This window comes from Paraburkholderia diazotrophica, assembly GCF_038900755.1.
Classification (GTDB): domain Bacteria; phylum Pseudomonadota; class Gammaproteobacteria; order Burkholderiales; family Burkholderiaceae; genus Paraburkholderia; species Paraburkholderia diazotrophica_A.
The window spans coordinates 742,870-768,130 of the sequence record NZ_JBBPEN010000002.1 but is presented as its reverse complement, the minus strand read 5'-3'; the positions used below and the strand labels follow the sequence as shown (position 1 = coordinate 768,130).

Here is a 25,261-nt window from a genome sequence, read left to right as displayed (position 1 = left end):
GTCGCTTGCCGCTCACGCTCGAACGCACGCGGAAGACAGAGGCCCGAAAAGAACGCGAACAAAAGAAAAGCCCCGACGTGTCGGGGCTTTTCTTTGCTGGAGGCGCGAGCCGGAGTCGAACCGGCCTACACGGCTTTGCAGGCCGCTGCATAACCGCTTTGCTATCGCGCCGTAAGCGGACTGCGGACCGTACTCTGTTGCATTGGCAACGGCTCGCAGATTTTGTGCATTGACCCTAAGGCCAGTTGAGCTCAACGCTTCTGCCGAAGCATCAAACAAAAAGGGAAGCTTTGCTTCCCCATGTGTTTGGAGCGGGAGACGAGTCTCGAACTCGCGACCTCAACCTTGGCAAGGTTGCGCTCTACCAACTGAGCTACTCCCGCATGGACCTGCAATTACCTGCACTTGCAACGCCCTGCTGACTACTGCAAAACGCTGCTTCAAATTCTGGAGCGGGAGACGAGTCTCGAACTCGCGACCTCAACCTTGGCAAGGTTGCGCTCTACCAACTGAGCTACTCCCGCGTTTTGCTTCTACTGCTTCCCAGTGTTTCGCGTTGTTTGTTATCGCGTTCACCGGAGAAACGAGATTATGTAGAAGGCACCGAATCGTGTCAACCCTTTTTGTACGAGCGAATAAAAATTCTGGTCGTGACCGCTTTCAGGCCATTCCGCCGCGTTCGCGAATCTGCGGCCAGGCGAGCTTCATGTAGTACAGCATCGACCAGATCGTGAGGAACGCCGCGAGATAGATGAGCCACAAGCCCCACACGCGCGTATCGATCACAAACGCGCCGAGCGACAGCGGGCCGTAGAACAGCAGCATCGGAATCGCGACCATCTGGCAGGCCGTCTTGAATTTGCCGAGCGAGTTCACCGCAACGCTCTTCGATGCGCCGATCTGCGCCATCCATTCGCGCAGCGCCGAAATCGCGATCTCGCGGCCGACGATCACCAGCGCGATCGCCGAATCGAGGCGCGCCAGTTGCACGAGCACGAGCAATGCGGCCGTGACCATCAGCTTGTCGGCGACGGGATCGAGGAACGCGCCGAACGCCGACGTCTGATTCCATTTGCGTGCGAGAAAACCGTCGAACCAGTCGGTCAGCGCCGCGAGGACGAAAATCGTCGCGGCAGCCAGATTGCGGTGCGCCGGGCTCAGCATCATGTCCGGCAGATAGAACACGCCCACGACGAGCGGAATCAATACGATCCGCAGCCATGTCAGGAAGATCGGGAAATTAAACGGCATGGGGCAGGCGCAAGGTTCTGAGATAAGAGATGCAATTGTGCCGGTTCACCGGACGCGCTACAAGCAACGTGCCCGGCGCGGGTCTGCACGGCGCGGCGCGGGGCGCAACCCCACGCGCATCGGCGCGCGACTCGCCGTCGCACGGCGCGTGCGCGCTTCAATGCAACTGTCGATAGATCTGCTCGGCCAGAGCGCGCGAAATCCCTTCGACGCTCGCGAGATCGTCGACGCTCGCCGCCACCACGCCGCGCAAGCCGCCGAAGCGCGCGAGGAGCCGCTGCCGCCGTTTCGCTCCGACGCCTTCCAGTTCTTCGAGCCGCGACGTCTGCCGTGTCTTGCCGCGCTTCGCGCGCATGCCCGTGATCGCGAAGCGGTGCGCCTCGTCGCGGATCTGCGCGACGAGCATCAGCGCCGCGCTTTCCTTGCCGAGTTCGAGCGACGGCCGTCCGTCCGCGAACACGAGCGTCTCCAGACCGACCTTGCGCCCTTCGCCCTTCGCGACGCCGACCAGCATGCCTAGATCGAGCCCGAGCTCGTTGAACACCTGGCGGGCAATCTCGACCTGACCCTTGCCGCCGTCGATCAGCACGATATTCGGCAGCAGGCCGCCCGCGGCAACGGGTTCCGCGCCTTCGGGCGTGACGGCTGGATCGGCGGCGGCTTCCGGTTGCAGTTCGGCCGCTTCGTCGTTTGCGTTCGCCGCGGCCTGCGCGACCATCTTCTCGTAGCGGCGCGTGAGCACCTGACGCATCGCCGCGTAATCGTCGCCGGGCGTGATGTCCGTGATGTTGTAGCGCCGGTATTCCGACGACTGCATCTTGTGATGGTGAAAGACGACGCACGATGCCTGCGTCGCCTCGCCCATCGTGTGGCTGATGTCGAAGCATTCGATGCGCAAATGCGCAAGGTCATCGCATTCGAGCGACAGCGTGTCGGCGAGCGCGCGCGTGCGCGATTGCTGCGAGCCCTGTTCGGACAACAGCCGCGCGAGCGCGAGACGGGCGTTCTGCTCGGCCATCGCGAGCCACGCGCGCTTCTGGCCTTGAGGCTGGCGCAGCAGCGTGACCTTGTGCCCGGCCTGCTCGATCAGCAGATCGACGAGTTCGCGGCTTGCGGGCGCATGACTGACGACGAGCACGGGCGGCACGCGATTGCCGAGATAATGCTGCGCGATGAACGCTTCGAGCACCTCGGCTTCGATGCCGGGGCGCGGCTTCGTGTCGCTGTCGGTGGCGTCGTCGCTATCGTCGGTGGCTTCCGCGCTGTCGCTCGTCACGGTGGCATCCGAAGCGGCTTCGTCCGCGCGTTCATCCGCTTCTTGGCCCAGCTCCGCTTCGATATCGAGCAGCGCGGATGGCGCGACTTCCGCTGCATCACCGTCTTCGAGGCCGCCCTCTTCCGCCGTCAACGCGCTTTCGATGTGCGTCGGGAAGTAAGCCTTGTCGCCCAGATGCCGGCCGCCGCGCACCATCGCCAGATTCACGCAGACGCGTCCGCCGAGCGCGACGACAGCAAGAATATCGACGTCGCTTTCGCCGCCTACTTCGATTGCCTGCTGATGCAGCACCGTCGACAGCGAACTCATCTGATTGCGCACCGCCGCCGCCTGCTCGAACTTCAGCTCGCTTGCGAACGCATGCATCTTCTGCTCGAGTTCCTTCATCACTTCGGATTGCCGTCCGAGCAGAAAGCGCGATGCATTGGACACGTCGCGTGCATAGTCTTCTTCGCTGATCGCGCCGACGCACGGCGCCGTGCATCGTCCGATCTGATGCAGCAGACACGGCCGCGTCCGGTTGTTGAATACGGAATCCTCGCAGGTGCGCAACTGGAATACGCGCTGCAGGATCTGGATGCTCTCGCGTACCGCCCATGCGCTCGGAAACGGTCCGAAATACTGATTCTTCTTGTCGACCGAACCGCGGTAATACGCCATGCGCGGAAACTGATGGCCCGTCAGCTTCAGATACGGATACGACTTGTCATCGCGAAACAGAATGTTGTAGCGCGGCGCCAAAGCTTTGATGAGATTGTTCTCAAGCAACAGTGCCTCGGCTTCCGAACGCGTGACGGTCGTTTCGATCTTCGCAATCCGCGTGACCATCATCGCGATGCGCGGCGACAGCAGCGTCTTCGTGAAGTAGCTCGACACGCGCTTCTTCAGGTCGCGCGCCTTGCCCACGTAAAGCACCGCGCCCTGCGCATCGTAGTATCGATAGACGCCCGGCATGTGCGGCAACTGGCGCAGCACTTTCTTCGGGTCGAACTCTTCGGCGGCGCTGTCGGGCGTGCCGGACTTCGCGGCGGCATCGGATGCGGGGGAGGAATCGGATCGGGTCATGCAGAATCGGGCCGGGCGCCGTGCGTGGATGGCGCGTTGTGTGGGTTGGGTACTTTCGCGTACTTTAGAATCGCCAGTTTAGAACATTCCGCCCGCGCCCGAACCCAGGCGCCGCCATCATGTCCCCCGTTTCCACTCGACGCACTCGACGGCCGCAGCCACCAGCGATCGCATGTGACATTTTCTGCGCGGTGATCGACAACTTCGGCGATATCGGGGTCTGCTGGCGGCTCGCGCGCCAGCTCGCGAACGAACATGGCTGGCAGGTGCGCGTGTTCGTCGACGATCTGCATGCGTTTCACAAGCTCAATCCATCCGTCGATGTCGACAAGGCGCGGCAGACGGTCGACGGCATCGTCATCGAGCACTGGCACGAGCCCGCGCATGCGGGGGAGACGCTGGAAGTGGCCGACATCGTGATCGAGGCGTTCGCGTGCGAACTGCCACCCGTCTACGTCGCGGCGATGGCGCGGCGCGAGCGCGTGCCCGTCTGGTTCAACCTCGAATATCTGAGCGGCGAAGACTGGGTCGCGGATTTTCACTTGCGGCCGTCGCCGCATCCGCGTTACGCGCTGTCGAAGACGTTTTTCTTCCCGGGGCTCGGCAAAGGCACGGGCGGCGTGCTGAAGGAGCACGACCTCGACGCGCGCCGCGCGGCGTTCCTGGCGTCGTCGGACGCGCGCGCCGCATGGTGGCAAGCGAATACGGGCAGCAAGCCGCCGGAACAGGACGCGACCGTCGTGTCGTTGTTCGCGTACGAAAACCCGGCCGTCGACAGCCTGCTCGCGCAGTGGCGCGACGCCGGCGGCGAAACCGTGCTGCTCGTGCCGGAGGGACGCATTTCCGGCGCTGTGGCGCGCTTTTTCGGTCTGTCGTCGTTCGCGGCGGGCGCGCACGCGTCGAGCGGCAATTTGCGCGCCCACGCGCTCGCGTTCACCGACCAGCCGGGCTACGACGAGCTGCTGTGGATCAGCGACATCAACTTCGTGCGCGGCGAAGACTCGTTTGTCCGCGCGCAGTGGGCGGCGCGTCCGTTCATCTGGCACATCTATCCGCAAGCCGACGACGCCCATCTGCCGAAGCTCGACGCCGCGCTCGCGCACTATGCGCACGGACTTCCCGCCGCTGCGCGCGCAGCACTCAGCCGCTTCTGGCACGCGTGGAACGGCAACGGCACGCCGGACTGGACGGAACTCCAGCACCATCGCCCGAAACTCGACGCGCGCGCGGCCGACTGGGCGCGCGATCTGGCGTCGATTGGCGATCTCGCTGGAAATCTGGCGGAATTCGCAAAAACTCAGTTAAAATAAGCGGTTATCCAACGGCCGACGACGCAAGCGCGGCACGCGGCGGCGACAGCAGAGGTCTATCAGGAGCAGGTTTTGTGGACCTTCGCAGTTCCGGTGCCAGTGTCACACGAGTACGCGCCCGCTTCGGGTACAAAGAAGCAGACGGACGCTTCGGGTAAAGCAGCAAGGCAGAAGCAGACCGGCATGTGCGATGGAAGCAAAGGAAGCGGTAAAACGCGACCGCCCCGTCGACGCTGCCCCGCTTACCGTGCAATCCAGTTTGAGCCGCCCTATGCGTATGGGGCGTCGAACATGCGCCGGGCGCCGAACCCGCTTGCGCCGTATGCCGTTGAGCAAAAGTTGAAGCACCTTATTTCGTACAGGACAGTTTTATGAAGATCGCTCAGGAACTCCGCACCGGCAACGTCGTGATGATCGGCAACGACGCAATGGTCGTTCAGAAGGCCGAATACAACAAGTCGGGCCGCAACGCCGCCGTCGTCAAGATGAAGTTCAAGAACCTGCTGACGGGCGCAGGCATGGAAACCGTCTACAAGGCAGACGACAAGTTCGACGTCGTCGTGCTGGACCGCAAGGAAGTCACGTACTCGTACTTCGCCGACCCGATGTACGTGTTCATGGACGCCGACTACAACCAGTACGAAGTCGAAGCCGAAATGATGGGCGACGCGCTCAACTACCTCGAAGACGGCATGGCTTGCGAAGTCGTGTTCTACAACGAAAAGGCCATCTCGGTCGAACTGCCGACCACGCTGGTCCGCGAAATCATCTACACGGAGCCGGCCGTCAAGGGCGACACCTCGTCGGGCAAGGTCCTCAAGACCGCCAAGCTGAACACGGGTTTCGAACTGCAAGTGCCCCTCTTCTGCAATATCGGCGACAAGATCGAAATCGACACGCGTACCAACGAATATCGCAGCCGCGCGTAAGTTTGAATCGCGCCGCACGGCAATCGTCTTAAGCCCTGACTCGCTCAGGGCTTCGAGTTAAAAAAGCGCCCATCTGGGCGCTTTTTCTTTTTTTCGCGACCGTGTATGGTGGTGGAAAACTTTACCGGCCAGGCATGCAATTTTGCCAGGTTGATAGGCGCATTCGTGCTTTCGGTCCACGCTCACATTGACTTTTCGAGATAAATTGCATTGGCACGGCTCCTGCTTTCCAAGCATTTCAGGCCCACGCGGCTTTGTGTTTTATTCGGAAGAAATGGGAGGTGTGTCATGAACAACGATATCGCTGAAGGCAAGTGGAAACAGATGATCGGCAAGGCAAAAACGGCCTGGGGCGAACTCACGGACGACGAACTGACCAGGGCGGAAGGCCGCGCCGACAAGCTGGCGGGCCTGATCCAGGAGCGATATGGGAAGACGCGTGACGAAGCAGAGCTCGAGGTGCGCCGCTTCTTCGATCGCAACCGCGACCTGTGACGGGCGACCCGCGCCGGGTGCTGATTGCCCGGCGACTTCCGATGCCGTTGCATCTGACCGGGAGCATTGGCCACTCAAGCCCACTCATCCAGCGCCCGCGCGCCAAGGACCGCCGCTGCGGCCCGTGTGCGTCGGGACTCCGTCCATCTGAACAGTTGCGCTCGTTATGCCACATGCCCTGATTGTCGAAGACGATCCCAATAGCCTGTCAGGCCTGTCCGCGATTCTTGCGGCCGACGGTTTTTCCGTCGATACCGCCATCACGCTTTCAGAAGCGCGCGCAGCGCTGACCCGCTTTATCCCCGACGTCGTGCTCGTCGATCTGAATCTGCCCGACGGCAGCGGCCTCGACCTGCTCCAGCACCTGCCCGCGCAGCCGCCCGGCGGCGCGTTGCCCGTGATCGTGATGACTGGCAACGCGACGGTCGAAAGCGCGATCGAGGGCCTGCGCCATGGCATCTGGGACTACCTGCTCAAGCCCGTCAACATCCCGCGGCTGCGCAGCCTGCTGGCGCGCATTCCGCGTCCCTACGAACTGACCGAGGAAGTCCAGTCGCTGCGGGCGAGGCTGCGCCGCATGGGCCGTTTCGGACCGATGATCGGCCGCAGCGGCGCGATCCAGCATGTGTACGATTCGATCGAGCATATCGCGCCGACGGAAGCCGCCGTGCTGATATCCGGCGAAGCGGGCACGGGCAAGGAAGTCGGCGCGCGCACGCTGCATGAGATGAGCCGCCGGCGCAAAGGGCCGTTCGTGGTGCTCGATTGCCGTTCGGCGCAGGCCAACGCCGGTGGCAGGCCGCTGGACAGCCTGCTGTTCGGCCACGAACGCGGCGCGTTCGGCGGCGCCGAGCAGCGCGAGCCCGGCCTCTTCGAACAGGCGAGCGGCGGCACGCTCTTCATCGACGAAATCACGCTGCTGCCGCGCGCGCAGCAGGAAGCGCTGCTCGGCGCGCTCGATTCGCAGACCTTCATGCGCGTCGGCGGCACGAACCAGGTCGCCACAGACTTCCGCCTGATCGCGTCCACGCGCAAGATGCCGCGCGCAGCAGTCGCCGATGGCAGCCTGCATCAGGATCTCGGCCTGCGGCTCGAAGCGGCCGCGCTGTCGCTGCCGCCGCTGCGCGAGCGCGGCGACGATCCGTCGCTCTTCGCGCAAGTACTCGTCGACGAGCTGAACGATGAGGCGAACGCGCGCGGCGTAGCCGATGCAACGAAGCTGATCGGGCCGAATTTCGTCCGCGAGTGTCTCGCGTACGAATGGCCGGGCAACGTGCGCGAATTGCAGGAGCGCGTGCGGCGCGCGTATCACGCGTCGGGCGATGTACTGGAGACGCTGCGCGTCGACGAAAGCAATGGTGTCGGCGGCCGCGATCTGAACGGCGGCCGCGTGCAGGTGACGGTCGGCACGCCGCTCGCGGATGTCGAGGAAATGCTGATCCGCGCGACGCTCGACGCCGTCGGCGGCACGCGGCATCGCGCGGCGTCGCTGCTCGGCATCAGTCCGAAGACGCTGTACAACAAGCTGCAACGGATGCGGCTGAACTGACGTGCGTCGGGCGGCGGGCGCAAAACAAAAGGACGGGCAAGACCCGTCCTTTTGTTTTGCGCCCCCGCGCGTACCCTATCCGTCAGGAAGCGAATACCGCGCGCAATAACGCCTGAGCCTGCTGATACTGCGGCTCGGCAGCAAGCTTCTCCCACGACAACGCCTTGCCGCGCGGGCGCATCCGCTTCAGGCGGCGCTTCGATTCCTTCGATTGGGTGAAGCGCAGCGCATCGAGCACCTTCCCCGCTTCTTCCGGCTGATTGCAGATCAGCACCATGTCGACGCCCGCTTCGAGCGCGGCCGTCGCTGCTTCCGTCAGCGTGCCGCCCTGGCGCGCGGCTTCCATCGACAGGTCGTCGCTGAAGACCGCGCCCTCGAAGCGCAACTTCTTGCGCAGGATGTCCTGGACCCATACGCGCGAAAAGCCCGCCGGCTTGCTATCGACCTTCGGGTAGATCACATGCCCCGGCAGCACCGACGCCAGCGACAAGCCGAGCCAGTCGTACGGCGCGACGTCTTTCTTGAGTATTTCGTCGAGCGTGCGTTCGTCGACGGGCACCGCGTAGTGCGAATCCGCCGACGCGAACCCATGACCCGGAAAATGCTTGCCGCAGTTCGCCATGCCCGCGAGCGCGAGTCCGTGGTTGAGGCTCTTCGCGAGCAGCGTGACGACGCGCGGGTCGCGATGGAACGCGCGATCGCCGATCACCTGCGAGTTCCCGTAGTTCAGATCAAGCACGGGCGTAAAGCTCATGTCGATACCGCACGCGCGCAACTCCGACGCGAGGATGTAGCCCACGGCCGTCGTCACCTTGGTCGCGTGCAGCACGTCGTCGTCCCACAGCGCGCCGAGCTTGCCCATCGACGGCAGCACCGTGAAGCCGTCGGTGCGAAAACGCTGCACGCGCCCGCCTTCGTGATCGACGGCGATCAGGAGATCCTCGCGCACCTCGCGAATCGCTTCCGTCAGCGCGACGAGTTGCGCGCGGCTTTCGAAATGACGCGCGAAGAGGATCACGCCACCCGTCATCGGATGAGCGAGGCGGCGCTCGTCGTCAGCGTTCAGCGTCTTGCCAACCACGTCGAGCATCACCGGGCCAGGAGTCAGTTTCATCGGGTCTATGAGAGCAAAAGGAAAAGAACGCGACGCCGCTTGCGCGCTCGCATCGCGTCGGGTGATCAGACGGAACGATCGGCCGTTTCGGCGATGACGAACGACACCGCGTAATCGCGCTCGTCGGACAGTGTGACTTGCGATGTGATCCCGCGTTCCGCGAGCCACTCGGCGAGTTCGCCCGACGCCACGCAGACGGGACGGCCGCTCGCTTCGTTGAGCGTCTGCAGCGCGCGCCAGGTCATCGGCCAGCGCATGCCGAGTCCGATCGCCTTCGAGAACGCTTCCTTGACGGAAAAGCGCGTCGCGAGAAACGCGAGCCCGCGTGCCTGCGAGCGCGCATTGCGCGCGTGATAGACCCGAAGCTCTTCGGGTCCGAGCACTTTCTCGGCGAAGCGTCCGTTGGTGCGTTCCATCACCGCCGCGACGCGGCTCACCTGAACGATGTCGGTGCCGATGCCGTAAATCGCCATATACGTGCCGCCGCTATTGTGTCGTTTCGTGTCTTTATGAGCGCGCCGCGAGACGCGCGGCGACCATGATCGCCTTCATCTCGCGCACGGCGTTGTCCCAGCCCGCGAAGATCGCATGCGCGACGATCGCGTGGCCAATATTGAGTTCGACGATCCCTTCGATCGCCGCGATCTGCTGGACATTCGTGTAGTGCAGGCCGTGGCCCGCATTCACCTTCAGGCCCAGCGACGCGCCGAACTCCACGCCGCGCACGATGCGCTCGTACTCGCGCTGCTGCTCTTTGGGATCGTGCGCGTCCGCATAGGCGCCGGTGTGCAGTTCGATGACGGGCGCGCCCGCTTCGTGCGCGGCGCGAATCTGCGTTTCGTCGGCATCGATGAAGAGCGATACGCGCGAGCCGGCATCGGCCAGCTGCCGGCACGCGGCCCGCACCGCTTCGAAGTGACCGGCGACGTCGAGCCCGCCTTCCGTCGTCAGCTCCTGGCGCTTTTCGGGCACGAGACATACATCGTGCGGCTGCACTTCGCACGCGATGTCGAGCATGTCCTTTGTGACCGCGCACTCGAGGTTCATGCGCGTCTTCAGTTGCGGCCGCAGCGCGCGCACGTCGGCGTCGACGATATGGCGGCGGTCTTCGCGCAGATGCAGCGTGATCGCATCGGCGCCCGCCTCTTCCGCCTGCAGCGCGGCGCGCACGGGATCGGGATAGGACGTGCCGCGCGCGTTGCGCAGCGTGGCGACGTGATCGATGTTCACGCCCAGGTCGATCACATTCGGGGAAGTCAGAAAGAAGCTCATAGGTTCTGCAGATCGATCAGAATCTGGCGCGTCGCGAGGGGCGTGCCGCCCAGATAGGTGTTGAGCAAAAAGCGCATCAGCGTCTTGCTTTGCGCGACGGTCTGGGCTCGATGGTAATCGTCCTGTTCCATGTCGAGCAAGGTTTGACCGCTGACGACGGGCCAGTTCGAAGGAACATCGTCCGATGCTTCGCGCACGCCGCGCTCGGGATCGAACACATAGCGCCCGTCGGACACGACGGGCTTGCGCGCCACCGTGCGATTGAGCGACATCGCGTAGCCGGTTTCGCGCAGCAGCACGCGCTCGAACGAACGCAGCACCTGCACGGGCGGTTCATCGTGCGCGAGGCGCGTCAACGTGACGACGTAGTGATGAAACAGTTGCGGATGCGGATCTTCGCGCGCGAGAAACTTGACGAGCAACTCGTTCACGTAGAACCCGCACAGGAGCGCGTCGCCCGTGAGCGGCAGCATTCCGCCGACCCATTCGGCTCCCGTCAGCGTGCGCATCTCCGACTTGCCGGACCATGCAAGCGACAGCGGCTGGAACGTCTGCAACACGCCGCGCAGCGCGGAATGCGGACGCTTCGCACCTTTTGCGACGAGCGCGATACGTCCGTGATCGCGCGACAGCACGTCGATGATCAGGCTCGTCTCGCGATACGGATAGCTGTGCAGCACGAACGCAGGCTGCTCGGCGATGCGGAATTCGGATGCCGGCGCGCGCGGCACGCGCGAAGGTGCCCGGCGTGTCGTCGTCTTGCGCGGTGGTTGTTCGGACGCGCCGTAGTCGTCGGCGCTTTCTCCGATGTCGTTGTCGCTCTCACGGTGCGAGGCGGTGCTACGAGTGCCGGCGTTGCTGCGTTTCGCCGTGCGCGCCGGCTTCGCGCGGCCGGGCCGCGCGGATGATCCAGACTTCTCCGACGCGCCACTGTGTGCGCGCGCGAAATCGCCGTGATCGGCGTCCGGGTTGGCGTCCGGGTCGGCGTCGTCCGGCAGCGTCATCCACGCGTCAGATTGGGTGCTCGTCGCGCCGTCATTCGTAACCATAGGCGCGGAGTCCGGCTTCGTTGTCGGCCCAGCCACTCTTCACCTTGATGAACGTTTCCAGATACACCGGGCCGTCGAACAGCTTCTCCATGTCGATGCGCGCTTCCGTGCTGATCTGCTTCAGCTTCGCGCCCTTCTGACCGATGATCATCGCCTTGTGCGAATCGCGCTCGACGAGGATCGTCGCGAAGATGCGGCGCAGACGCCCTTCCGTCTCGAACTTGTCGATCAGCACGGTGCTTGTGTACGGCAGTTCGTCGCCCGTCCAGCGGAATACTTTTTCGCGCAGGATTTCGGCCGCAAGAAAACGCTCGCTGCGATCCGTCAAGTCGTCTTCGCCGTAGATCGGCTCGCCTTCGGGCAGGTACGGCTTGACCGTCGACAACAGCCGCTTGATGTCGTCGGGATTCTTCGCCGACAGCGGCACGATTTCCTTGAACTCGCGCAGCGCGCTCATTTGCTGCATGAACGGGAACAGCGAATCCTTGTCTCCCACGCGATCGAGCTTGTTCGCGATCAGCAGCGTCGGCGCCGAAGCGGGGATCAGGTCGAGCACCTTCTGATCATCGGGGCCGAAGCGGCCGGCCTCGATCACGAACAGCACGGCATCGACGGACGTCAGCGTCGACGTGACCGCGCGATTCAGCGACCGGTTCAGCGCGCCGCTGTGGCGCGTCTGGAAGCCGGGCGTATCGACGAAGATGTACTGCGCGTCGTCGTGCGTGTTGATGCCCGTGATGCGATGGCGGGTCGTCTGCGCCTTGCGCGACGTGATGCTGACCTTCTGGCCAACGAGTGCGTTCATCAGCGTCGATTTACCGACGTTCGGGCGGCCAACGATCGCGACCATGCCGCAGCGAAAACCAGTGGGAGTGGAAGCGTTCATATTCGGACTACGGCAGGTTCTTGTGGACGCGCGGTGAGCGCGCTCACGTCGGATTGCGTTCAATGACCGGCATCGGCTACGCGCGTTTGCACCGCGCCGGCGACGCCGGGTTCGAGATCGGTCGCGCCCGTGCCGGGCGAGGCCTCGCGAGCACGCGAAGCGGGCTTGTCGGCTGGCTTGTCTGCGGATTTCTCAGCGGGCTTTTCAGCCGGCTTTTCGACGGAGCGCGGCTGGGCTTCTGTCTTGTCGGACGGCTGGCGTTCGGGAAGGCGCAACACGGTTTCCGGTTTATCGGCGGCCTTGTCTGCTTTTTCGGGCTTTGCGCCCTCGGGATTTTCGTCCTTTCCTTGCGCCGGATCCTGCGTGCCCTTTTCCTGCGACGACTTGTCCGGGTTCGACTTGTCGGAAGCGGGTTTTTCGGCCGGCTTATCGGATGCCCGCGCCGGACGCTCGGTTTTATCGGCGCGCTCAGTCTTGTCGGCCGCTTCCTGACTGTATTCGACGTGAGCCGCGCGAATCACGGCCAGCGGCGCAGCCGCGGCGGCCTGGCCAGCGGACGGCACATCCAGCGAGGCCGGCTTCGCGTCGCCGCGCGCGGCACGCTCGGCCTTGCGATGGTCGGGCGCGCGCAGATCGAGCGCCGCCTGCACGCCCGTCACGCCCGGCACGATTTCCGCCTCGGCTTTGGCCGCTCGCGCACCTTTCGAGCGCTTCGGCTTGGCAACCATCGCAGGAGCCGCCGCCATCACTTCGTCGAGTGCCTTCTTCGCCGCCGCCTGCTCGGCGGCACGACGGCTCGCGCCCGAACCGGACACTTTCACATCCAGCTTCGGCACCGTGCATTCGACTTCGAACTGCTGATTGTGCGCCGCACCATGCGTCGCGACGACGGTATACGTCGGCAGCGGAATCTTGTGGCCCTGCAGGTATTCCTGGAGCAAGGTCTTCGCGTCCTTGCCGAGCGTGCGCGGATCGATGTGATCGAGAATCGGCACGTAAAGACGTTTAATGACCGTCTGCGCGGCCTCGAAGCCGCTGTCCAGAAAGATCGCGCCGAGAATCGCTTCGAGCGTGTCGGCCAATATGGACGGGCGCCGGAAGCCGCCGCTGCGCAATTCGCCTTCTCCCAGTCGCAAGCCCTCGGAAATATTCAGGGCCTGAGCGATTTCATAAAGCGACTGCTGCTTGACCAGATTCGCCCGAACGCGGGACAGATCGCCCTCGTCCAGCTTGCCGAAACGTTGGAACAATAGCGCGGCCACCGCGCAGTTCAGAACGGAATCGCCGAGAAATTCCAGCCGCTCGTTATGCGTGGCACTGTGACTGCGGTGAGTTAAAGCCTGGCGCAGCAATTCCGCATTGCGAAATTCGTAGCGCAAACGGCTTTCCAACGGAGATAGGGGCATGTGCAGAGTATAACGCGGGCGCCACATGGGGCGAAAACGCGGCCCCGGCGCCGAAAAAGCGTGTTGTAGCGACGTTACCGCGCGTTGTTAAAGTAGCGTGATAACACGTCGCGATCAGTGCGCGACGTGTTGCGCGGTTCAGATGCACATCCGCATGGGAACGCGCGAAATGCAATCAATGAAAGCTGCCAATACGCTTCAGATTGCTGAAGTTCATCCAGATGAAGAACGCGCGACCGACGACGTTCTTGTCCGGCGCGAAGCCCCAATAGCGGCTGTCGGCGCTGTTGTCGCGGTTGTCGCCCATCATGAAGTAGTTGCCCGGCGGCACCTTGCACACGACGCCCTGTGCGTCGTACTTGCAATTGTCGCGATACGGATAATCTTCGGCGCCGACGATGAACGGTGGCACGGCAGGATTGTTGAGAATCGCGTTCTTGCGGCCATCGATGTCTTCTTCGAATTGCTTCGCGTAGCCGATGCGCTCTTCGTCGAAGTAGTCGGGCAGCGGCGTTTCCGGAACGGGCTTGCCGTTGATCGTCAGCTTCTTGTCCTGATACGCGACGACATCGCCCGGCAGACCGATCACGCGCTTGATGTAGTCGACAGATTCGTCCTTCGGATAGCGGAACACGACGATATCGCCACGCTGCAGCGGACGGCCCTCCGTGATCTTCGTATTCACGATGGGCAGGCGAATGCCGTAGTCGTACTTGTTCACGAGAATGAAGTCGCCGACCAACAGCGTCGGCACCATCGAGCCCGACGGAATCTTGAACGGCTCGACGACGAACGAGCGCACGACGAACACGACGAGAATCACCGGGAAAAAGCTCGCCGTGTATTCGAGCCACCACGGCTGCCGCAGCTTTTCCTCACGCAGCCGCGCGCGCGTGGCGGGCGCATTCTCATCGGCGAAACGCTCGCCGATGCGCGCCTGCTGACGATCGAACTCGTCAACGGCGGCTTCCGCCGCGCGGCGACGTTGCGGGAGGAAAACCAGTTTGTCTGCGACCCATGCCACGCCCGTAATGATCACGAGCACAAAAAGAATCAGCGCAAAATTCATAGGGTTCCAGTTCTTAGTCTTATTTGTCTTCGACGCGCAGAATTGCGAGGAAGGCCTCTTGCGGAATCTCTACGGAGCCGACCTGCTTCATCCGCTTCTTACCTTCCTTCTGTTTCTCCAACAGCTTCTTCTTACGCGTAATGTCGCCGCCATAACACTTGGCAAGAACGTTCTTACGCAGCGCCTTGATGTTTTCGCGCGCAATGATATGCGCGCCGATCGCAGCCTGAATCGCGACGTCGTACATCTGGCGCGGAATGATCTCGCGCATCTTCGCCGCCACTTCGCGGCCACGGTACTGGCTCTGCGAACGGTGGACGATCACCGATAGTGCATCGACCTTGTCGCCGTTGATCAGCATGTCGACCTTCACGACATCCGACGCGCGATACTCCTTGAACTCATAGTCCATCGACGCATAACCGCGCGACACCGACTTCAGGCGATCGAAGAAGTCCAGCACGATTTCGCCCATCGGGATTTCGTACGTCAGCTGAACCTGGCGGCCGTGGTACTGCATGTTCACCTGCACGCCGCGCTTTTGCGTACACAGCGTGATCACCGAGCCGACGTAGTCTTGCGGCATGTACAGGTTCACGGTGACGATCGGCTCGCGCACCTCTTCGATCTTCGACGGGTCCGGCATCTTCGCCGGGTTCTCGACCATCATGATCGTGCCGTCGCGCTGCACGACTTCATACACCACGGTCGGAGCCGTAGTGATCAGGTCCATGTCGAACTCGCGTTCGAGACGTTCCTGGACGATCTCCATATGCAGCAGACCGAGGAAGCCGCACCGGAAGCCAAAGCCGAGTGCCTGAGACACTTCCGGCTCGTACATCAGCGATGCGTCATTGAGCTTCAGCTTTTCGAGCGACTCTCGCAGCGCGTCGTACTGGTTCGCTTCGACGGGATAGAGACCGGCGAACACCTGCGGCTTTACTTCCTTGAAGCCGGGCAGCGGCTCGGGCGCGGCATGCTTGACGGTCGTGACGGTATCGCCGACCTTCGCCGCCGTCAGTTCCTTGATGCCCGCAATGATGAAGCCCACCTGCCCCGCCGACAGCGCTTCGAGATTCTTCGACTTCGGCGTGAACACGCCGACGTGCTCGACGGGATATTCGGCGCCCGTCGCCATCAGGCGAATGCGTTCCTTCGGACGCAGCGTGCCGTTGACGATACGCACCAGCATCACGACGCCGACATAGTTGTCGAACCACGAATCGATGATGAGAGCCTGCAGCGGTTCGTCCGCGTTGCCCTTCGGCGGCGGCACCTTGGCAATCAGCGCTTCCAGCACGTCTTCGACACCCATGCCCGTCTTCGCGCTGCAAGGCGTGGCGTCAGTAGCGTCGATGCCGATCACGTCCTCGATTTCGGCAATCGCGTTTTCCGGATTCGCTGCGGGCAAATCGATCTTGTTGAGCACGGGCACCACTTCGACGCCCAGTTCGATTGCCGTGTAGCAGTTCGCGACCGTCTGCGCCTCGACGCCCTGGCTCGCGTCGACGACCAGCAGCGCGCCTTCGCACGCGGACAGCGAACGGCTGACTTCGTACGAGAAGTCGACGTGCCCCGGCGTGTCGATCATGTTGAGGTTGTACAGCTTGCCGTCGCGCGCGCGATACGTCAGCGCGGCCGTCTGTGCCTTGATGGTGATGCCGCGCTCGCGCTCGAGATCCATCGAGTCGAGAACCTGTGCTTCCATTTCGCGATCCGACAGACCGCCGCAAATCTGGATGATGCGATCGGCGAGCGTCGACTTGCCATGGTCGATGTGCGCAATGATCGAAAAGTTACGAATATGATCCATTCAGTGCCGATCAAGCGAAAAAGGCGCGCTCGGACGATTGCGGAGCACGCCTTGTAAGTAGGTGAAAAACTTGTCTATTTTAGCCGAAAAGGGTGTCGACGGGCGCGTCTTGCGGTCGGCGGGAGTCATTCGTGCTCTCTGGCCGGCTGTCGCGGCCTCATCTGCTGGCCGCTCGCGGCGATCGCGTTCAGCATGCCGGCGTAGCGCGATGACCGGCTAGCGCCGCGCGCACTCTCGCTTCGTCGAGATGGTAGTGACACAGTTCAACGCCCTCATGAACCAGCACGGGCATCCAGTCGTTGTACCGCGCTTCCAGCGACGGATCGGCGTCGATGTCGATCACGTCGACCTGCGCGCCGAACTCGGCCAGCAACGGCTCGAGCGCCGCGCGCATGTCGTCGCAGAGGTGGCACCACGCGCGTCCGTAAAGCGTAAGCGATGCCACGCCGGTTACTTCGCCGCGCGCGGACGGATCGGCACGAACTGCGTGTTGTCGCCGCGACGGACCAGCAGCGCGACCATTTTCGACGAATCGAGATGCGCGGTTACTTCTTCGAACTGCTTCGCGCTCGTAATATCCGTATCGCCGACGCGCAGGATGAGATCGCCACGCTGCAATCCGACGCGCGCCGCCGGGCCGTCGACAGCGTCGACCTGCACGCCGTTGCGCAGCTTGAGCGACTTCAACTGATCGGCAGGGATGTCGCTGACGGCAACGCCCAGCGCATTCGACGCGCGCGGCTTCGGCGTGGGCGGCTTCTTCTGCTCGGCCTTCGCGGTCTTGTCCGGCTGCATTTCGGCGACCGTCACGGGCACGTCGCGCGTCTGACCCTTGCGCCAAACCGTGATTGTCGCCTTCGTGCCCGGCTTCGTATCGCCGACCATGCGCGGCAGGTCCGTCGCGGTGTCGACGTTATGACCGTTGAACTTCAGGATGATGTCACCCGGCTGCACGCCGGCCTTGTCCGCGGGACCACCCGGCTCGACGCTGCTGACGAGCGCGCCCTGTGCCTTCGGCAGACCGAGCGAATCGGCCACGTCCTTCGTCACTTCGCCGATCGCGACGGCAATGCGTCCGCGCACGACCTTGCCCGAAGTCTTCAGCTGATCGGCCACGCGCATCGCTTCGTCGATCGGAATCGCGAACGAAATGCCCATGAACCCGCCCGTGCGGCTGTAGATCTGCGAGTTGATGCCGATCACTTCGCCTTGCATGTTGATCAGCGGACCGCCCGAATTGCCCGGGTTCACGGCCACGTCCGTCTGGATGAACGGCAGATAGTCCCCCGTGTCACGGCCCTTCGCGCTGACGATGCCCGCCGTCACCGTGTTTTCGAGGCCGAACGGAGAGCCGATCGCGACAACCCATTCGCCGACGCGCACTTTGTTCGAATCGCCGATCGGCACCGTCGGCAGATTCGACGCGTTGATCTTCACGACGGCCACGTCCGTGCGGTCGTCGACGCCGATTAGCTTTGCCTTGAATTCACGCTTGTCGGTGAGCGTGACGTAGATCGTGTCGGCGTCGTCGATCACGTGCGCATTCGTCATCACGTAGCCATCCTGCGACAGGATGAAGCCCGAGCCGACGCCGCTGTTCTGCTCGGTATCACCGCCGCTATCCGGCGACTGGTCCTGGTCGTTGTTGCCACCGCGCGGCGGATTCGGCGAATTCGGGGAGCCCGGCGATTGTGGCGAATTAGGCATCGGAATGCCAAAGAAACGCCGGAAAAACTCCGACATGTCGCCGTCGTCCATGCCGGGCGGCAAGCCACGCGCCGAATTGGAGACCTTTGCCGTCGTGCGGATGTTGACGACGGCCGGCCCGACCTTGTCGACCAGATCGGTGAAATCGGGCAGATTGGCAGCGGGTGCCGCCGATGCCGTGTGCGGCATGAACGGCAGACAAGCCACCAGCACTGCGGCCGCGAAGAATTTGCGCACCGAAAGAGTCGTCATGTCGTAGCGAACCGAAGGATTACCGGGAAGGCTTGTATTCTATGGCAGCCGCAAATTGCTGCAACGTGGCCTGAGGCACTTCCCCAAGCAATGTGATCCAGAAATCGCCGCGCCGCTTGACCAGTACGTGCGTTGCGCCGCTGTTTCCCGCCCCTTCCTTGCGCGTGCTTTTTTCGACCGGCTCGACGAAGATCGACAGCGCCGCGAGACCATCCGAAAACACCATCTGATCGACGGGGATAGGCGGATTCGACGGATCAGCCGCTGCCATCGGCCGGCGCAGCTCGCGGATCTTGTGGAAGCCCGCGACGGGCGACGCGACCTGCCAGCCCTGCGCTTCCATATCGACGGGCTCGACGGGCGGCCGCACCACTGTCCAGCCGGCCGTGTTCCTGATGCCGCTCGCGATGGGCCCTTTATCCGCCGGAACGCCGATGCGAATCTGCGAAAACGACATCTGCTCGAGCACCTGGCCACTGGGATCGAGCGTCTGCGCGCGCAGCAGCAAGCCTGTCTTCGTGTCGGCCCACAGCTTGTAGGCGAAGCGGTTGGCATCCTTCGGATCGAGTTCGATCACCTGGCTGTCGATACCGGCGACGCGGTCCGTGCCCAGCATCTTCGGCTCATAGACGGTCAGCACCTGATCGCCGCTTGCCGACAGGAGCGCCGGGAACGAATCCTTGTTTTGCCGCTTTTCGACGACGCACAGATGCCGCTCCGGTACAAATGTGTACAGCTCGTCGTTATGACGCAGCATCTTGCGAGGCTTGCCGTCGAGGCTTTCGAGCGATTCGAACTCGCCGTCGCTGTGCGTCGCGTAGTGTGAAATGCGCGAGGACTGAACGAAATTGCCGCGCTGATAAACGAATGCGCCCTCGTAGTTCTGCTGCTGGGCGGCCTGATGAATCCGGTTCAACATTTCCGCCGCGCTGTGCCGGGCGGCGGAATCGTCCGTTTGCGCAAACGTGCGCGACGTTGCGGACAACATCACGGCTGCACAGAACAGGAATGCCGGCAGCCGCCCCCAGATAGTCGTTTTTTTCAACCGCAGACTCTGCATCAGACTATTGGCCCTGCGTCGTCAGGGAGGCCGCGCGGAGCAACGGCATAGAGCCCGACACGACAGGCTGCAGGCCGAACTGCTGATGCGCTTCCAGATATTGATCGAGGTTCGCGTCGCGGATGATGTTGCCGTCCTGGGCGTTTGCCTGTGTGGTGGTCGCAGCCGGCATCGAGGCCATCGCCACGCGCTGCATCGATTCCGAATGCGGCGCGACCGATGCGACCTGCGTGTCGCCGGAGCCCGCCGTGTTCACGCCCTGCAGTTGCGGCATCACGATCCACGTGAGCGTGGCGGCAGCCGCAGCGACGGCAAACGCCGGAATCACGCGTCGGCGCAACGACAACAGGCGGCGCGCGACCGGGATCGAAGCAGGCGCCAGCACATGGGCCTCGCTTTCGAAGCGGGCCGCGAAGCCGCTCATGAACGCGCTGCTTGCGGCCGGACTGACAGCCAGATCGTCCGAACGCAGCGCGTCGCCGATCAGGTGATAGCACGACCATGTCGCACGACCTTCATGGTCCAGTGCGGCAAGAATTGTGTTCGGATGCTCGCCGTCGACCAGTTCCCCATCGACGAAAGCAGACAGACGCTCGCGATGCGAGCTTGCTTGCGCATTTGTTTGCATTGGCATCGAAACCGACCCCATGATGCTCCCCATCTTTACAGACACCCCGTAGTGACACCACTTAACCCAGATACTGCGCCGCCGTCCGCGAGGCAGGGTAGCTGCTGTGTCCAACAGCCGTTACCAGCGCTTGCCCTCGGGTGTGTCAAGCAGCGGACGCAATTTTGCCGCAATGGCTTCGCGAGCGCGGAAAATTCTCGACCTGACGGTGCCGATCGGGCACCCCATCATTTCAGCGATTTCCTCGTAGCTCAGACCTTCAATTTCACGAAGAGTTATGGCGGTGCGCAGCTCTTCCGGTAAAACCGCCATCGCAGCATTGACCGTCTCTGCGATCTGTTTGCTCATCAACATCGACTCGGGCGTGTTGATATCCCTTAGTTGGTCGGCATCCGAGAAAGTTTCAGCCTCTTCTGCGTCCGCTTCGGTCGAAGTGGGCGCGCGGCGGCCCTGGGTCGCAAGGTAATTCTTGGCCGTGTTGACGGCAATCCGGTACAACCACGTATAGAACGCGGACTCGCCGCGGAATTGGGGCAGCGCCCGGTATGCCTTGATGAAGGCATCCTGGGCCACGTCCTCGACCTCGGCGGGATCCCGCACGAGGCGCGAGATCAGCCGGATGATCTTGCGGTGGTACTTCGAGACCAGGAGCTCGAACGCGGCCTTGTCGCCATTCTGGACGCGTTCAACCAGCACCTGATCTATTTCTTTTTCGCTCACCTGATAAATCCGTTAACTTTTGCGCGTGTAGCGGGGCACCATTGTAGCTTCCCCTTCAAGATGGCAAGTTACACGCGTAACAGCGGTTACAGTCTTTACAGTCAAGGCGCGGAGCAAAGGCTGGCGGGTCACTCAAACGTGCGCGCTGCGCCGCGCGAGCACGGCAAGCTCGCGAAAAAGATCGTGCTCGAGCATGTCGGCCGCGATCAGAAGCCTGAGTAATTTGCCGCCCTCGTCTTCCAGCGACAGCATCAGAAGACAGTCGCTCCATTGGCTGCATCCAACGATACGGCCCTGAGCGCGCAATATTCCCATCCGGCTCCAGACCGACATTCCATCCGGCCCGATTTTAAATGCGTACGGCTCGTTGCGGGCATGACGGACGGCTGCGAGCGCGAGAATGGCGAAAACAGCCGCACCCGTCAGCACGGCCGGGACGATGCCGAAACGGGGCACGACAGTCGCCCAGACGGCGGCAACGCCGACGACGATGAACAGCGCCGTCGCCAGATACAGCGCGGCGGACCGCCGCAGCGCGACGCGCTGCGAGGGTCCGCCGTTCAATGCGAGACGGGGAGCGTCCGCCGCGGGAGCATTTGCCGGACGAGCCGGCGACGACGATGCTGCCGTCAAATGCTCAGGCGCGCTTGAAAACCAGCGTGCCGTTCGTGCCGCCGAACCCGAACGAGTTCTTCAGCGCGACGTCGATCTTCATCTCCCGCGCCGTGTTCGCGCAGTAGTCGAGATCGCATTCCGGATCCTGGTTGAAGATGTTGATGGTCGGCGGCGACACCTGGTGATGCACGGCAAGTACCGTGAACACCGATTCCAGACCGCCAGCGCCGCCCAGCAGGTGACCCGTCATCGACTTCGTCGAGTTCACGACGATGCTTTTCGCGTGATCACCGAATGCGCGCTTGATGCCCGTCGTTTCCGCGAGGTCGCCCAGGGGCGTCGACGTGCCGTGCGCGTTCAGGTAGTTCACCGAATCGGGGTTCACGCCGGCGTTCTTCATCGCCGCGATCATGCAGCGGCGCGCGCCGTCGCCGTCTTCGAGCGGTGCCGTCATGTGGTACGCGTCGCCGCTCATGCCGTAGCCGCTGACTTCGGCGTAGATCTTCGCGCCGCGAGCCTTCGCGTGCTCGTATTCTTCGAGCACCATGACACCCGCGCCTTCGCCGAGCACGAAGCCGTCGCGGTCCTTGTCCCACGGACGGCTCGCCGTCGCCGGATCGTCGTTACGCTGCGACAGTGCGCGCGCGGCCGCGAAGCCGCCGATCCCGAGCGGCGAAACCGTCGATTCCGCGCCGCCCGCGATCATCACGTCGGCGTCGCCGTATTCGATCAGGCGCGATGCCTCGCCGATGCAGTGCAGACCCGTCGTGCAAGCCGTCACCATCGCCAGGTTCGGGCCCTTCAGGCCGTATTTGATCGACAGATGGCCCGAGATCATGTTGATGATCGACGCGGGCACGAAGAACGGCGAAATACGGCGCGGGCCGCGGTTCAGCAGTTCCGTCTGCGTGACTTCGATCATCGGCAAGCCGCCGATGCCCGAGCCGACCACTACGCCAACGCGCTCCGAATTCGCTTCGGTGATCTCGAGGCCGCTATCCTGCATCGCCTGGATGCCGGCCGCCACGCCGTAATGGATGAACGTATCCATATGGCGCGCTTCCTTGCCGGGAATGTAGTCCTCGACATTGAAGCCCTTCACTTCGCCGGCGAAGCGGGTGGAGAAGTTCGACGCGTCGAACTTCGTGATGTTGGCGATGCCGGACTTGCCTGCGACCAGATTGGCCCAGCCGTCGGCAACATTATTGCCAACAGGCGAAATAAGCCCCAGGCCTGTAACAACAACACGACGACGGCTCACGGTAACCCCTTTTCCATAGATGACAAAACAAAAGCCACAGTACCCACAGGAGAGCGCCCCGTGAACCCTGTGGCTGTTAACCTGACGAACGCTGACCTGCGCGCTGACGAATGCGCTGACCGATACAGTGGCGCAAGCACCAGAAACTGCATCAGTAAGCGCAATGACGAAAAAGCCGACCGTCGCTGCATCGGCCAGAGCGCCTTGAACGGCGCCGTCAGGATAGCGCGCATGCGCATGGATGTCGGCGCCTGCCCTGCTTGCACCGCCCCGCGGCGCGACAGGGCGGCCGCTACAGCGGGCGCTGCGACGTTCGCAGCAGCCGAGGCAACCAGGCGGGCGCGAATGACCTTAGGCCTTGACGTTAGCGCGAGCGTAGTCGATCGCCTGCTGAACCGTCGTGATCTTCTCGGCTTCTTCATCCGGAATTTCCATGCCGAATTCGTCTTCGAGAGCCATCACCAGTTCAACCGTGTCGAGCGAGTCAGCGCCGAGGTCGTTCACGAACGATGCTTCGTTCTTGATTTCCGCTTCGGCAACGCCGAGTTGCTCTGCAACGATCTTCTTGACGCGCTGTTCGATATTGTCCATTACCCCTCCAAGGGAAAAAAGTTCATAAATACAAGTGCGCGCATTTTATCAGGTTTGCATCTGTAAAAAAGCGACGCACAAGGTTGCTGTAAAGCCGTCCTATCGGCACTTTGAATTGCATCAAGGCGCGGATAGTAACCGAATTTGATTACGACATATACATGCCGCCGTTCACGTGCAACGTCGTGCCGGTGATATAACCGGCCTGCGGCGATGCAAGGAACGTTACAGCGTGTGCGATGTCTTCCGGGCTGCCGAGACGGCCAAGCGGAATCTGCGCCTTCAGTGCCGTCTGCTGCTCCTCGGGGAGCGTCTTCGTCATGTCGGTATCGATGAAACCCGGTGCGACGCAATTCACGGTGATGCCGCGGCTGCCGATTTCACGCGCAAGCGCACGCGTCATGCCCGCGACGCCCGCTTTCGCGGCTGCGTAGTTCGCCTGGCCGGGATTGCCCGCCGAGCCGACCACCGACGTGATGTTGATGATCCGGCCGCCACGCGCCTTCATCATCGGGCGCAAGACGGCGCGCGACAGACGAAACACGGATTTGAGGTTCGTGTCGATCACGGCGTCCCAGTCTTCGTCCTTCATACGCATCGCAAGCTGGTCTTGCGTGATGCCCGCGTTGTTCACCAGTACGTTGAGCGCGCCGAACTCCTTCACAGTGCCTTCGATCAGCGCTTCCGCCGCTGCGGCATCGTTCACGTTCAGCACGGCGCCGCGGCCGTTCAGATCTTCGGCCTTGAACGCTTCCGTGATCGCATTCGCTCCGCTTTCGCTCGTTGCCGTGCCGACCACCATCGCGCCGTGACGCGCGAGTTCGAGGGCGATTGCGCGGCCGATGCCACGCGAAGCGCCCGTCACGACCGCGATCTGTTTATCGAGAGTCTTTTCCATCATTCAATTCCGCAGTGCCCTGCAAGCGCAGGGCGATTTGATTCGTTGCCGCCTCGCGAGAAGACGTTCAGGCCGTGACGAGCTTCAGCACTTCGTCGAGCGTTGCCGGATCGACGATCGACGCACCGGTCAGATTGCCGTCGATACGCCTGGTCAGGCCCGCCAGCACCTTGCCGGGACCGCATTCGACGACGTGCGTGACGCCCTGCTTCGCCATCGACTGCACGCATTCGACCCAGCGCACGGGGCCCGCCGCCTGACGAACCAGTGCATCCTTGATGCCAGCCGGCTCGTTGACCACGGCCACATCGACGTTATTCACGACTGGAATCGACGGCACCTGTACGTCGACGCTCGCCAGATACTCGCGGAGCTGATCCGAAGCAGGCTTGAGCAGCGACGAATGGAACGGCGCGGACACGGGCAACGGCAGCGCGCGCTTCGCGCCCTTTGCTTTCGCAACCTCGCACGCCTTTTCGACGGCGGCCTTGTGGCCCGCGATCACGACCTGCGCGGGCGCATTGAAGTTAACCGCTTCGACGACGCCAGCCGTCGATGCTTCCTTGCACACTTCACGCACCGTGTCGTCATCGAGGCCGAGAATCGCGGCCATGCCGCCCTGACCGACGGGCACTGCGTTCTGCATCGCCTGCGCGCGGAAGCGCACGAGCGGAACGGCATCACGGAATTTCAGCGCGCCGGCCGCGACGAGCGCCGTATATTCGCCGAGGCTGTGGCCGGCGACGATCGCGGGCGTCGGACCACCTGCCGCCTGCCACGCGCGAAAGATCGCGTAGGCAGCCGTCAGCATCACGGGTTGGGTGTTGGTCGTCAGATTCAGGTCTTCAGCCGGGCCTTCGGCGATCAGCTTGCCGAGGTCCTGGTTGAGCGCGTCGGAGGCTTCCTGGAGGGTTTCACGCACGATCGCGTGATCGGCGAATGCATTGAGCATGCCGACCGACTGCGAGCCCTGCCCCGGAAAAACGAACGCAAATTTCATATCGTCCCCAATTCGATGAATTCAGTTGTGCGTGGCGTGCACAAG

The 25,261-nt window shown here is 62.8% G+C and carries 24 protein-coding genes and 3 tRNA genes; 4 read left to right on the top strand and 23 right to left on the bottom strand.

Annotated elements, in window-relative coordinates; all coding sequences use genetic code 11:
* Nucleotides 1-97: 97 nt before the first annotated feature.
* From AABE10_RS08820 to uvrC, 5 genes are all read right to left on the bottom strand, one after another.
* Nucleotides 98-171: transfer RNA gene (locus AABE10_RS08820), tRNA-Cys, on the bottom strand.
* Nucleotides 172-307: 136 nt separating this feature from the next.
* Nucleotides 308-383, bottom strand: a tRNA-Gly gene (locus AABE10_RS08815).
* A 65-nt stretch (nucleotides 384-448) separates the two neighbouring features.
* A tRNA-Gly gene (locus AABE10_RS08810) sits at nucleotides 449-524 on the bottom strand.
* Between the two features lie 136 nt (nucleotides 525-660).
* Nucleotides 661-1,251, bottom strand: coding sequence for a CDP-diacylglycerol--glycerol-3-phosphate 3-phosphatidyltransferase (gene pgsA / locus AABE10_RS08805; RefSeq protein ID WP_342932872.1), 591 nt, complete (start codon nucleotides 1,249-1,251; stop codon nucleotides 661-663).
* Nucleotides 1,252-1,408: 157 nt separating this feature from the next.
* Nucleotides 1,409-3,592 (bottom strand): excinuclease ABC subunit UvrC, encoded by a 2,184-nt coding sequence (uvrC, locus tag AABE10_RS08800; RefSeq protein ID WP_342932871.1) that lies wholly within the window; start codon nucleotides 3,590-3,592, stop codon nucleotides 1,409-1,411.
* A 119-nt stretch (nucleotides 3,593-3,711) separates the two neighbouring features.
* Here uvrC and earP point away from each other — a divergent pair, with 119 nt between their 5' ends.
* The 4 genes from earP to AABE10_RS08780 all read left to right on the top strand — a co-directional run bounded on the left by earP (nucleotide 3,712) and on the right by AABE10_RS08780 (nucleotide 7,875).
* Nucleotides 3,712-4,902, top strand: coding sequence for an elongation factor P maturation arginine rhamnosyltransferase EarP (gene earP / locus AABE10_RS08795; protein WP_342932870.1), 1,191 nt, complete (start codon nucleotides 3,712-3,714; stop codon nucleotides 4,900-4,902).
* Nucleotides 4,903-5,273: 371 nt separating this feature from the next.
* Nucleotides 5,274-5,831, top strand: a complete 558-nt coding sequence (gene efp / locus AABE10_RS08790; protein WP_012400257.1) for an elongation factor P — start codon at nucleotides 5,274-5,276, stop codon at nucleotides 5,829-5,831.
* A 288-nt stretch (nucleotides 5,832-6,119) separates the two neighbouring features.
* Nucleotides 6,120-6,326 (top strand): CsbD family protein, encoded by a 207-nt coding sequence (locus tag AABE10_RS08785; protein ID WP_342932869.1) that lies wholly within the window; start codon nucleotides 6,120-6,122, stop codon nucleotides 6,324-6,326.
* A gap of 166 nt (nucleotides 6,327-6,492) precedes the next feature.
* Nucleotides 6,493-7,875, top strand: coding sequence for a sigma-54 dependent transcriptional regulator (locus tag AABE10_RS08780; RefSeq protein ID WP_342932868.1), 1,383 nt, complete (start codon nucleotides 6,493-6,495; stop codon nucleotides 7,873-7,875).
* A gap of 82 nt (nucleotides 7,876-7,957) precedes the next feature.
* On the opposite strand, the gene nagZ is transcribed toward AABE10_RS08780, so the two are convergent.
* The 18 genes from nagZ to fabD all read right to left on the bottom strand — a co-directional run bounded on the left by nagZ (nucleotide 7,958) and on the right by fabD (nucleotide 25,216).
* On the bottom strand, nucleotides 7,958-8,989 hold the full coding sequence (gene nagZ, locus AABE10_RS08775; RefSeq protein ID WP_342932867.1) for a beta-N-acetylhexosaminidase: 1,032 nt from the start codon (nucleotides 8,987-8,989) through the stop codon (nucleotides 7,958-7,960).
* A 65-nt stretch (nucleotides 8,990-9,054) separates the two neighbouring features.
* Complete coding sequence (gene acpS, locus AABE10_RS08770; protein WP_342932866.1) at nucleotides 9,055-9,462, bottom strand: holo-ACP synthase; 408 nt, start codon at nucleotides 9,460-9,462, stop codon at nucleotides 9,055-9,057.
* A gap of 34 nt (nucleotides 9,463-9,496) precedes the next feature.
* On the bottom strand, nucleotides 9,497-10,261 hold the full coding sequence (gene pdxJ, locus AABE10_RS08765) for a pyridoxine 5'-phosphate synthase (RefSeq protein ID WP_342932865.1): 765 nt from the start codon (nucleotides 10,259-10,261) through the stop codon (nucleotides 9,497-9,499).
* Nucleotides 10,258-11,310, bottom strand: coding sequence for a DNA repair protein RecO (recO, locus tag AABE10_RS08760; protein ID WP_342932864.1), 1,053 nt, complete (start codon nucleotides 11,308-11,310; stop codon nucleotides 10,258-10,260). The genes pdxJ and recO overlap by 4 nt, the downstream gene beginning before the upstream one ends.
* Nucleotides 11,297-12,196, bottom strand: coding sequence for a GTPase Era (era, locus tag AABE10_RS08755; protein WP_090867085.1), 900 nt, complete (start codon nucleotides 12,194-12,196; stop codon nucleotides 11,297-11,299). Before era ends, recO begins: the two co-directional genes overlap by 14 nt.
* A gap of 59 nt (nucleotides 12,197-12,255) precedes the next feature.
* On the bottom strand, nucleotides 12,256-13,602 hold the full coding sequence (rnc, locus tag AABE10_RS08750; RefSeq protein ID WP_342932863.1) for a ribonuclease III: 1,347 nt from the start codon (nucleotides 13,600-13,602) through the stop codon (nucleotides 12,256-12,258).
* Between the two features lie 175 nt (nucleotides 13,603-13,777).
* Complete coding sequence (lepB, locus tag AABE10_RS08745; RefSeq protein WP_342932862.1) at nucleotides 13,778-14,671, bottom strand: signal peptidase I; 894 nt, start codon at nucleotides 14,669-14,671, stop codon at nucleotides 13,778-13,780.
* 19 nt (nucleotides 14,672-14,690) lie between these two features.
* Nucleotides 14,691-16,484, bottom strand: a complete 1,794-nt coding sequence (gene lepA / locus AABE10_RS08740) for a translation elongation factor 4 (protein WP_342932861.1) — start codon at nucleotides 16,482-16,484, stop codon at nucleotides 14,691-14,693.
* A gap of 187 nt (nucleotides 16,485-16,671) precedes the next feature.
* A complete protein-coding gene (locus AABE10_RS08735; RefSeq protein WP_342932860.1) occupies nucleotides 16,672-16,929 on the bottom strand; it encodes a glutaredoxin family protein in 258 nt (85 codons plus the stop codon).
* Nucleotides 16,930-16,934: 5 nt separating this feature from the next.
* Nucleotides 16,935-18,443 carry a DegQ family serine endoprotease gene (locus AABE10_RS08730; protein WP_342932859.1) on the bottom strand — a complete coding sequence of 503 codons (1,509 nt, stop codon included), beginning with the start codon at nucleotides 18,441-18,443 and terminating at the stop codon, nucleotides 16,935-16,937.
* 19 nt (nucleotides 18,444-18,462) lie between these two features.
* The gene (locus tag AABE10_RS08725; RefSeq protein WP_342932858.1) at nucleotides 18,463-19,503 is read right to left on the bottom strand and encodes a MucB/RseB C-terminal domain-containing protein; all 1,041 of its coding nucleotides are present in this window, start codon (nucleotides 19,501-19,503) and stop codon (nucleotides 18,463-18,465) included.
* Nucleotides 19,504-19,507: 4 nt separating this feature from the next.
* Nucleotides 19,508-20,152, bottom strand: coding sequence for a sigma-E factor negative regulatory protein (locus AABE10_RS08720; RefSeq protein ID WP_342932857.1), 645 nt, complete (start codon nucleotides 20,150-20,152; stop codon nucleotides 19,508-19,510).
* A 99-nt stretch (nucleotides 20,153-20,251) separates the two neighbouring features.
* Complete coding sequence (rpoE, locus tag AABE10_RS08715; RefSeq protein WP_012400242.1) at nucleotides 20,252-20,851, bottom strand: RNA polymerase sigma factor RpoE; 600 nt, start codon at nucleotides 20,849-20,851, stop codon at nucleotides 20,252-20,254.
* A gap of 132 nt (nucleotides 20,852-20,983) precedes the next feature.
* Complete coding sequence (locus AABE10_RS08710) at nucleotides 20,984-21,415, bottom strand: protein YgfX (protein ID WP_342932856.1); 432 nt, start codon at nucleotides 21,413-21,415, stop codon at nucleotides 20,984-20,986.
* 73 nt (nucleotides 21,416-21,488) lie between these two features.
* Complete coding sequence (fabF, locus tag AABE10_RS08705) at nucleotides 21,489-22,727, bottom strand: beta-ketoacyl-ACP synthase II (RefSeq protein WP_342932855.1); 1,239 nt, start codon at nucleotides 22,725-22,727, stop codon at nucleotides 21,489-21,491.
* A 351-nt stretch (nucleotides 22,728-23,078) separates the two neighbouring features.
* Entirely contained in the window at nucleotides 23,079-23,318 is a 240-nt protein-coding gene (gene acpP / locus AABE10_RS08700; RefSeq protein ID WP_004197638.1) for an acyl carrier protein, read from the bottom strand.
* Between the two features lie 148 nt (nucleotides 23,319-23,466).
* Nucleotides 23,467-24,216, bottom strand: coding sequence for a 3-oxoacyl-ACP reductase FabG (gene fabG, locus AABE10_RS08695; RefSeq protein ID WP_342932854.1), 750 nt, complete (start codon nucleotides 24,214-24,216; stop codon nucleotides 23,467-23,469).
* A gap of 67 nt (nucleotides 24,217-24,283) precedes the next feature.
* Nucleotides 24,284-25,216 carry an ACP S-malonyltransferase gene (gene fabD / locus AABE10_RS08690; protein WP_342932853.1) on the bottom strand — a complete coding sequence of 311 codons (933 nt, stop codon included), beginning with the start codon at nucleotides 25,214-25,216 and terminating at the stop codon, nucleotides 24,284-24,286.
* Nucleotides 25,217-25,261 lie beyond the last annotated feature (45 nt).

What these genes read in the sequence shown, in the direction of transcription:
- lepA (WP_342932861.1), bottom strand. Translation starts at nt 16,484, where the DNA reads ATGGATCATATTCGTAACTTTTCGATCATTGCGCACATCGACCATGGC.
- acpS (WP_342932866.1), bottom strand. Translation starts at nt 9,462, where the DNA reads ATGGCGATTTACGGCATCGGCACCGACATCGTTCAGGTGAGCCGCGTC.
- pdxJ (WP_342932865.1), bottom strand. Translation starts at nt 10,261, where the DNA reads ATGAGCTTCTTTCTGACTTCCCCGAATGTGATCGACCTGGGCGTGAAC.
- AABE10_RS08730 (WP_342932859.1), bottom strand. Translation starts at nt 18,443, where the DNA reads ATGACGACTCTTTCGGTGCGCAAATTCTTCGCGGCCGCAGTGCTGGTG.
- nagZ (WP_342932867.1), bottom strand. Translation starts at nt 8,989, where the DNA reads ATGAAACTGACTCCTGGCCCGGTGATGCTCGACGTGGTTGGCAAGACG.
- acpP (WP_004197638.1), bottom strand. Translation starts at nt 23,318, where the DNA reads ATGGACAATATCGAACAGCGCGTCAAGAAGATCGTTGCAGAGCAACTC.
- AABE10_RS08725 (WP_342932858.1), bottom strand. Translation starts at nt 19,503, where the DNA reads ATGCAGAGTCTGCGGTTGAAAAAAACGACTATCTGGGGGCGGCTGCCG.
- uvrC (WP_342932871.1), bottom strand. Translation starts at nt 3,592, where the DNA reads ATGACCCGATCCGATTCCTCCCCCGCATCCGATGCCGCCGCGAAGTCC.
- era (WP_090867085.1), bottom strand. Translation starts at nt 12,196, where the DNA reads ATGAACGCTTCCACTCCCACTGGTTTTCGCTGCGGCATGGTCGCGATC.
- recO (WP_342932864.1), bottom strand. Translation starts at nt 11,310, where the DNA reads ATGGTTACGAATGACGGCGCGACGAGCACCCAATCTGACGCGTGGATG.
- efp (WP_012400257.1), top strand. Translation starts at nt 5,274, where the DNA reads ATGAAGATCGCTCAGGAACTCCGCACCGGCAACGTCGTGATGATCGGC.
- pgsA (WP_342932872.1), bottom strand. Translation starts at nt 1,251, where the DNA reads ATGCCGTTTAATTTCCCGATCTTCCTGACATGGCTGCGGATCGTATTG.
- rnc (WP_342932863.1), bottom strand. Translation starts at nt 13,602, where the DNA reads ATGCCCCTATCTCCGTTGGAAAGCCGTTTGCGCTACGAATTTCGCAAT.
- AABE10_RS08780 (WP_342932868.1), top strand. Translation starts at nt 6,493, where the DNA reads ATGCCACATGCCCTGATTGTCGAAGACGATCCCAATAGCCTGTCAGGC.
- fabG (WP_342932854.1), bottom strand. Translation starts at nt 24,216, where the DNA reads ATGGAAAAGACTCTCGATAAACAGATCGCGGTCGTGACGGGCGCTTCG.
- AABE10_RS08720 (WP_342932857.1), bottom strand. Translation starts at nt 20,152, where the DNA reads ATGGGGTCGGTTTCGATGCCAATGCAAACAAATGCGCAAGCAAGCTCG.
- AABE10_RS08785 (WP_342932869.1), top strand. Translation starts at nt 6,120, where the DNA reads ATGAACAACGATATCGCTGAAGGCAAGTGGAAACAGATGATCGGCAAG.
- fabD (WP_342932853.1), bottom strand. Translation starts at nt 25,216, where the DNA reads ATGAAATTTGCGTTCGTTTTTCCGGGGCAGGGCTCGCAGTCGGTCGGC.
- earP (WP_342932870.1), top strand. Translation starts at nt 3,712, where the DNA reads ATGTCCCCCGTTTCCACTCGACGCACTCGACGGCCGCAGCCACCAGCG.
- lepB (WP_342932862.1), bottom strand. Translation starts at nt 14,671, where the DNA reads ATGAATTTTGCGCTGATTCTTTTTGTGCTCGTGATCATTACGGGCGTG.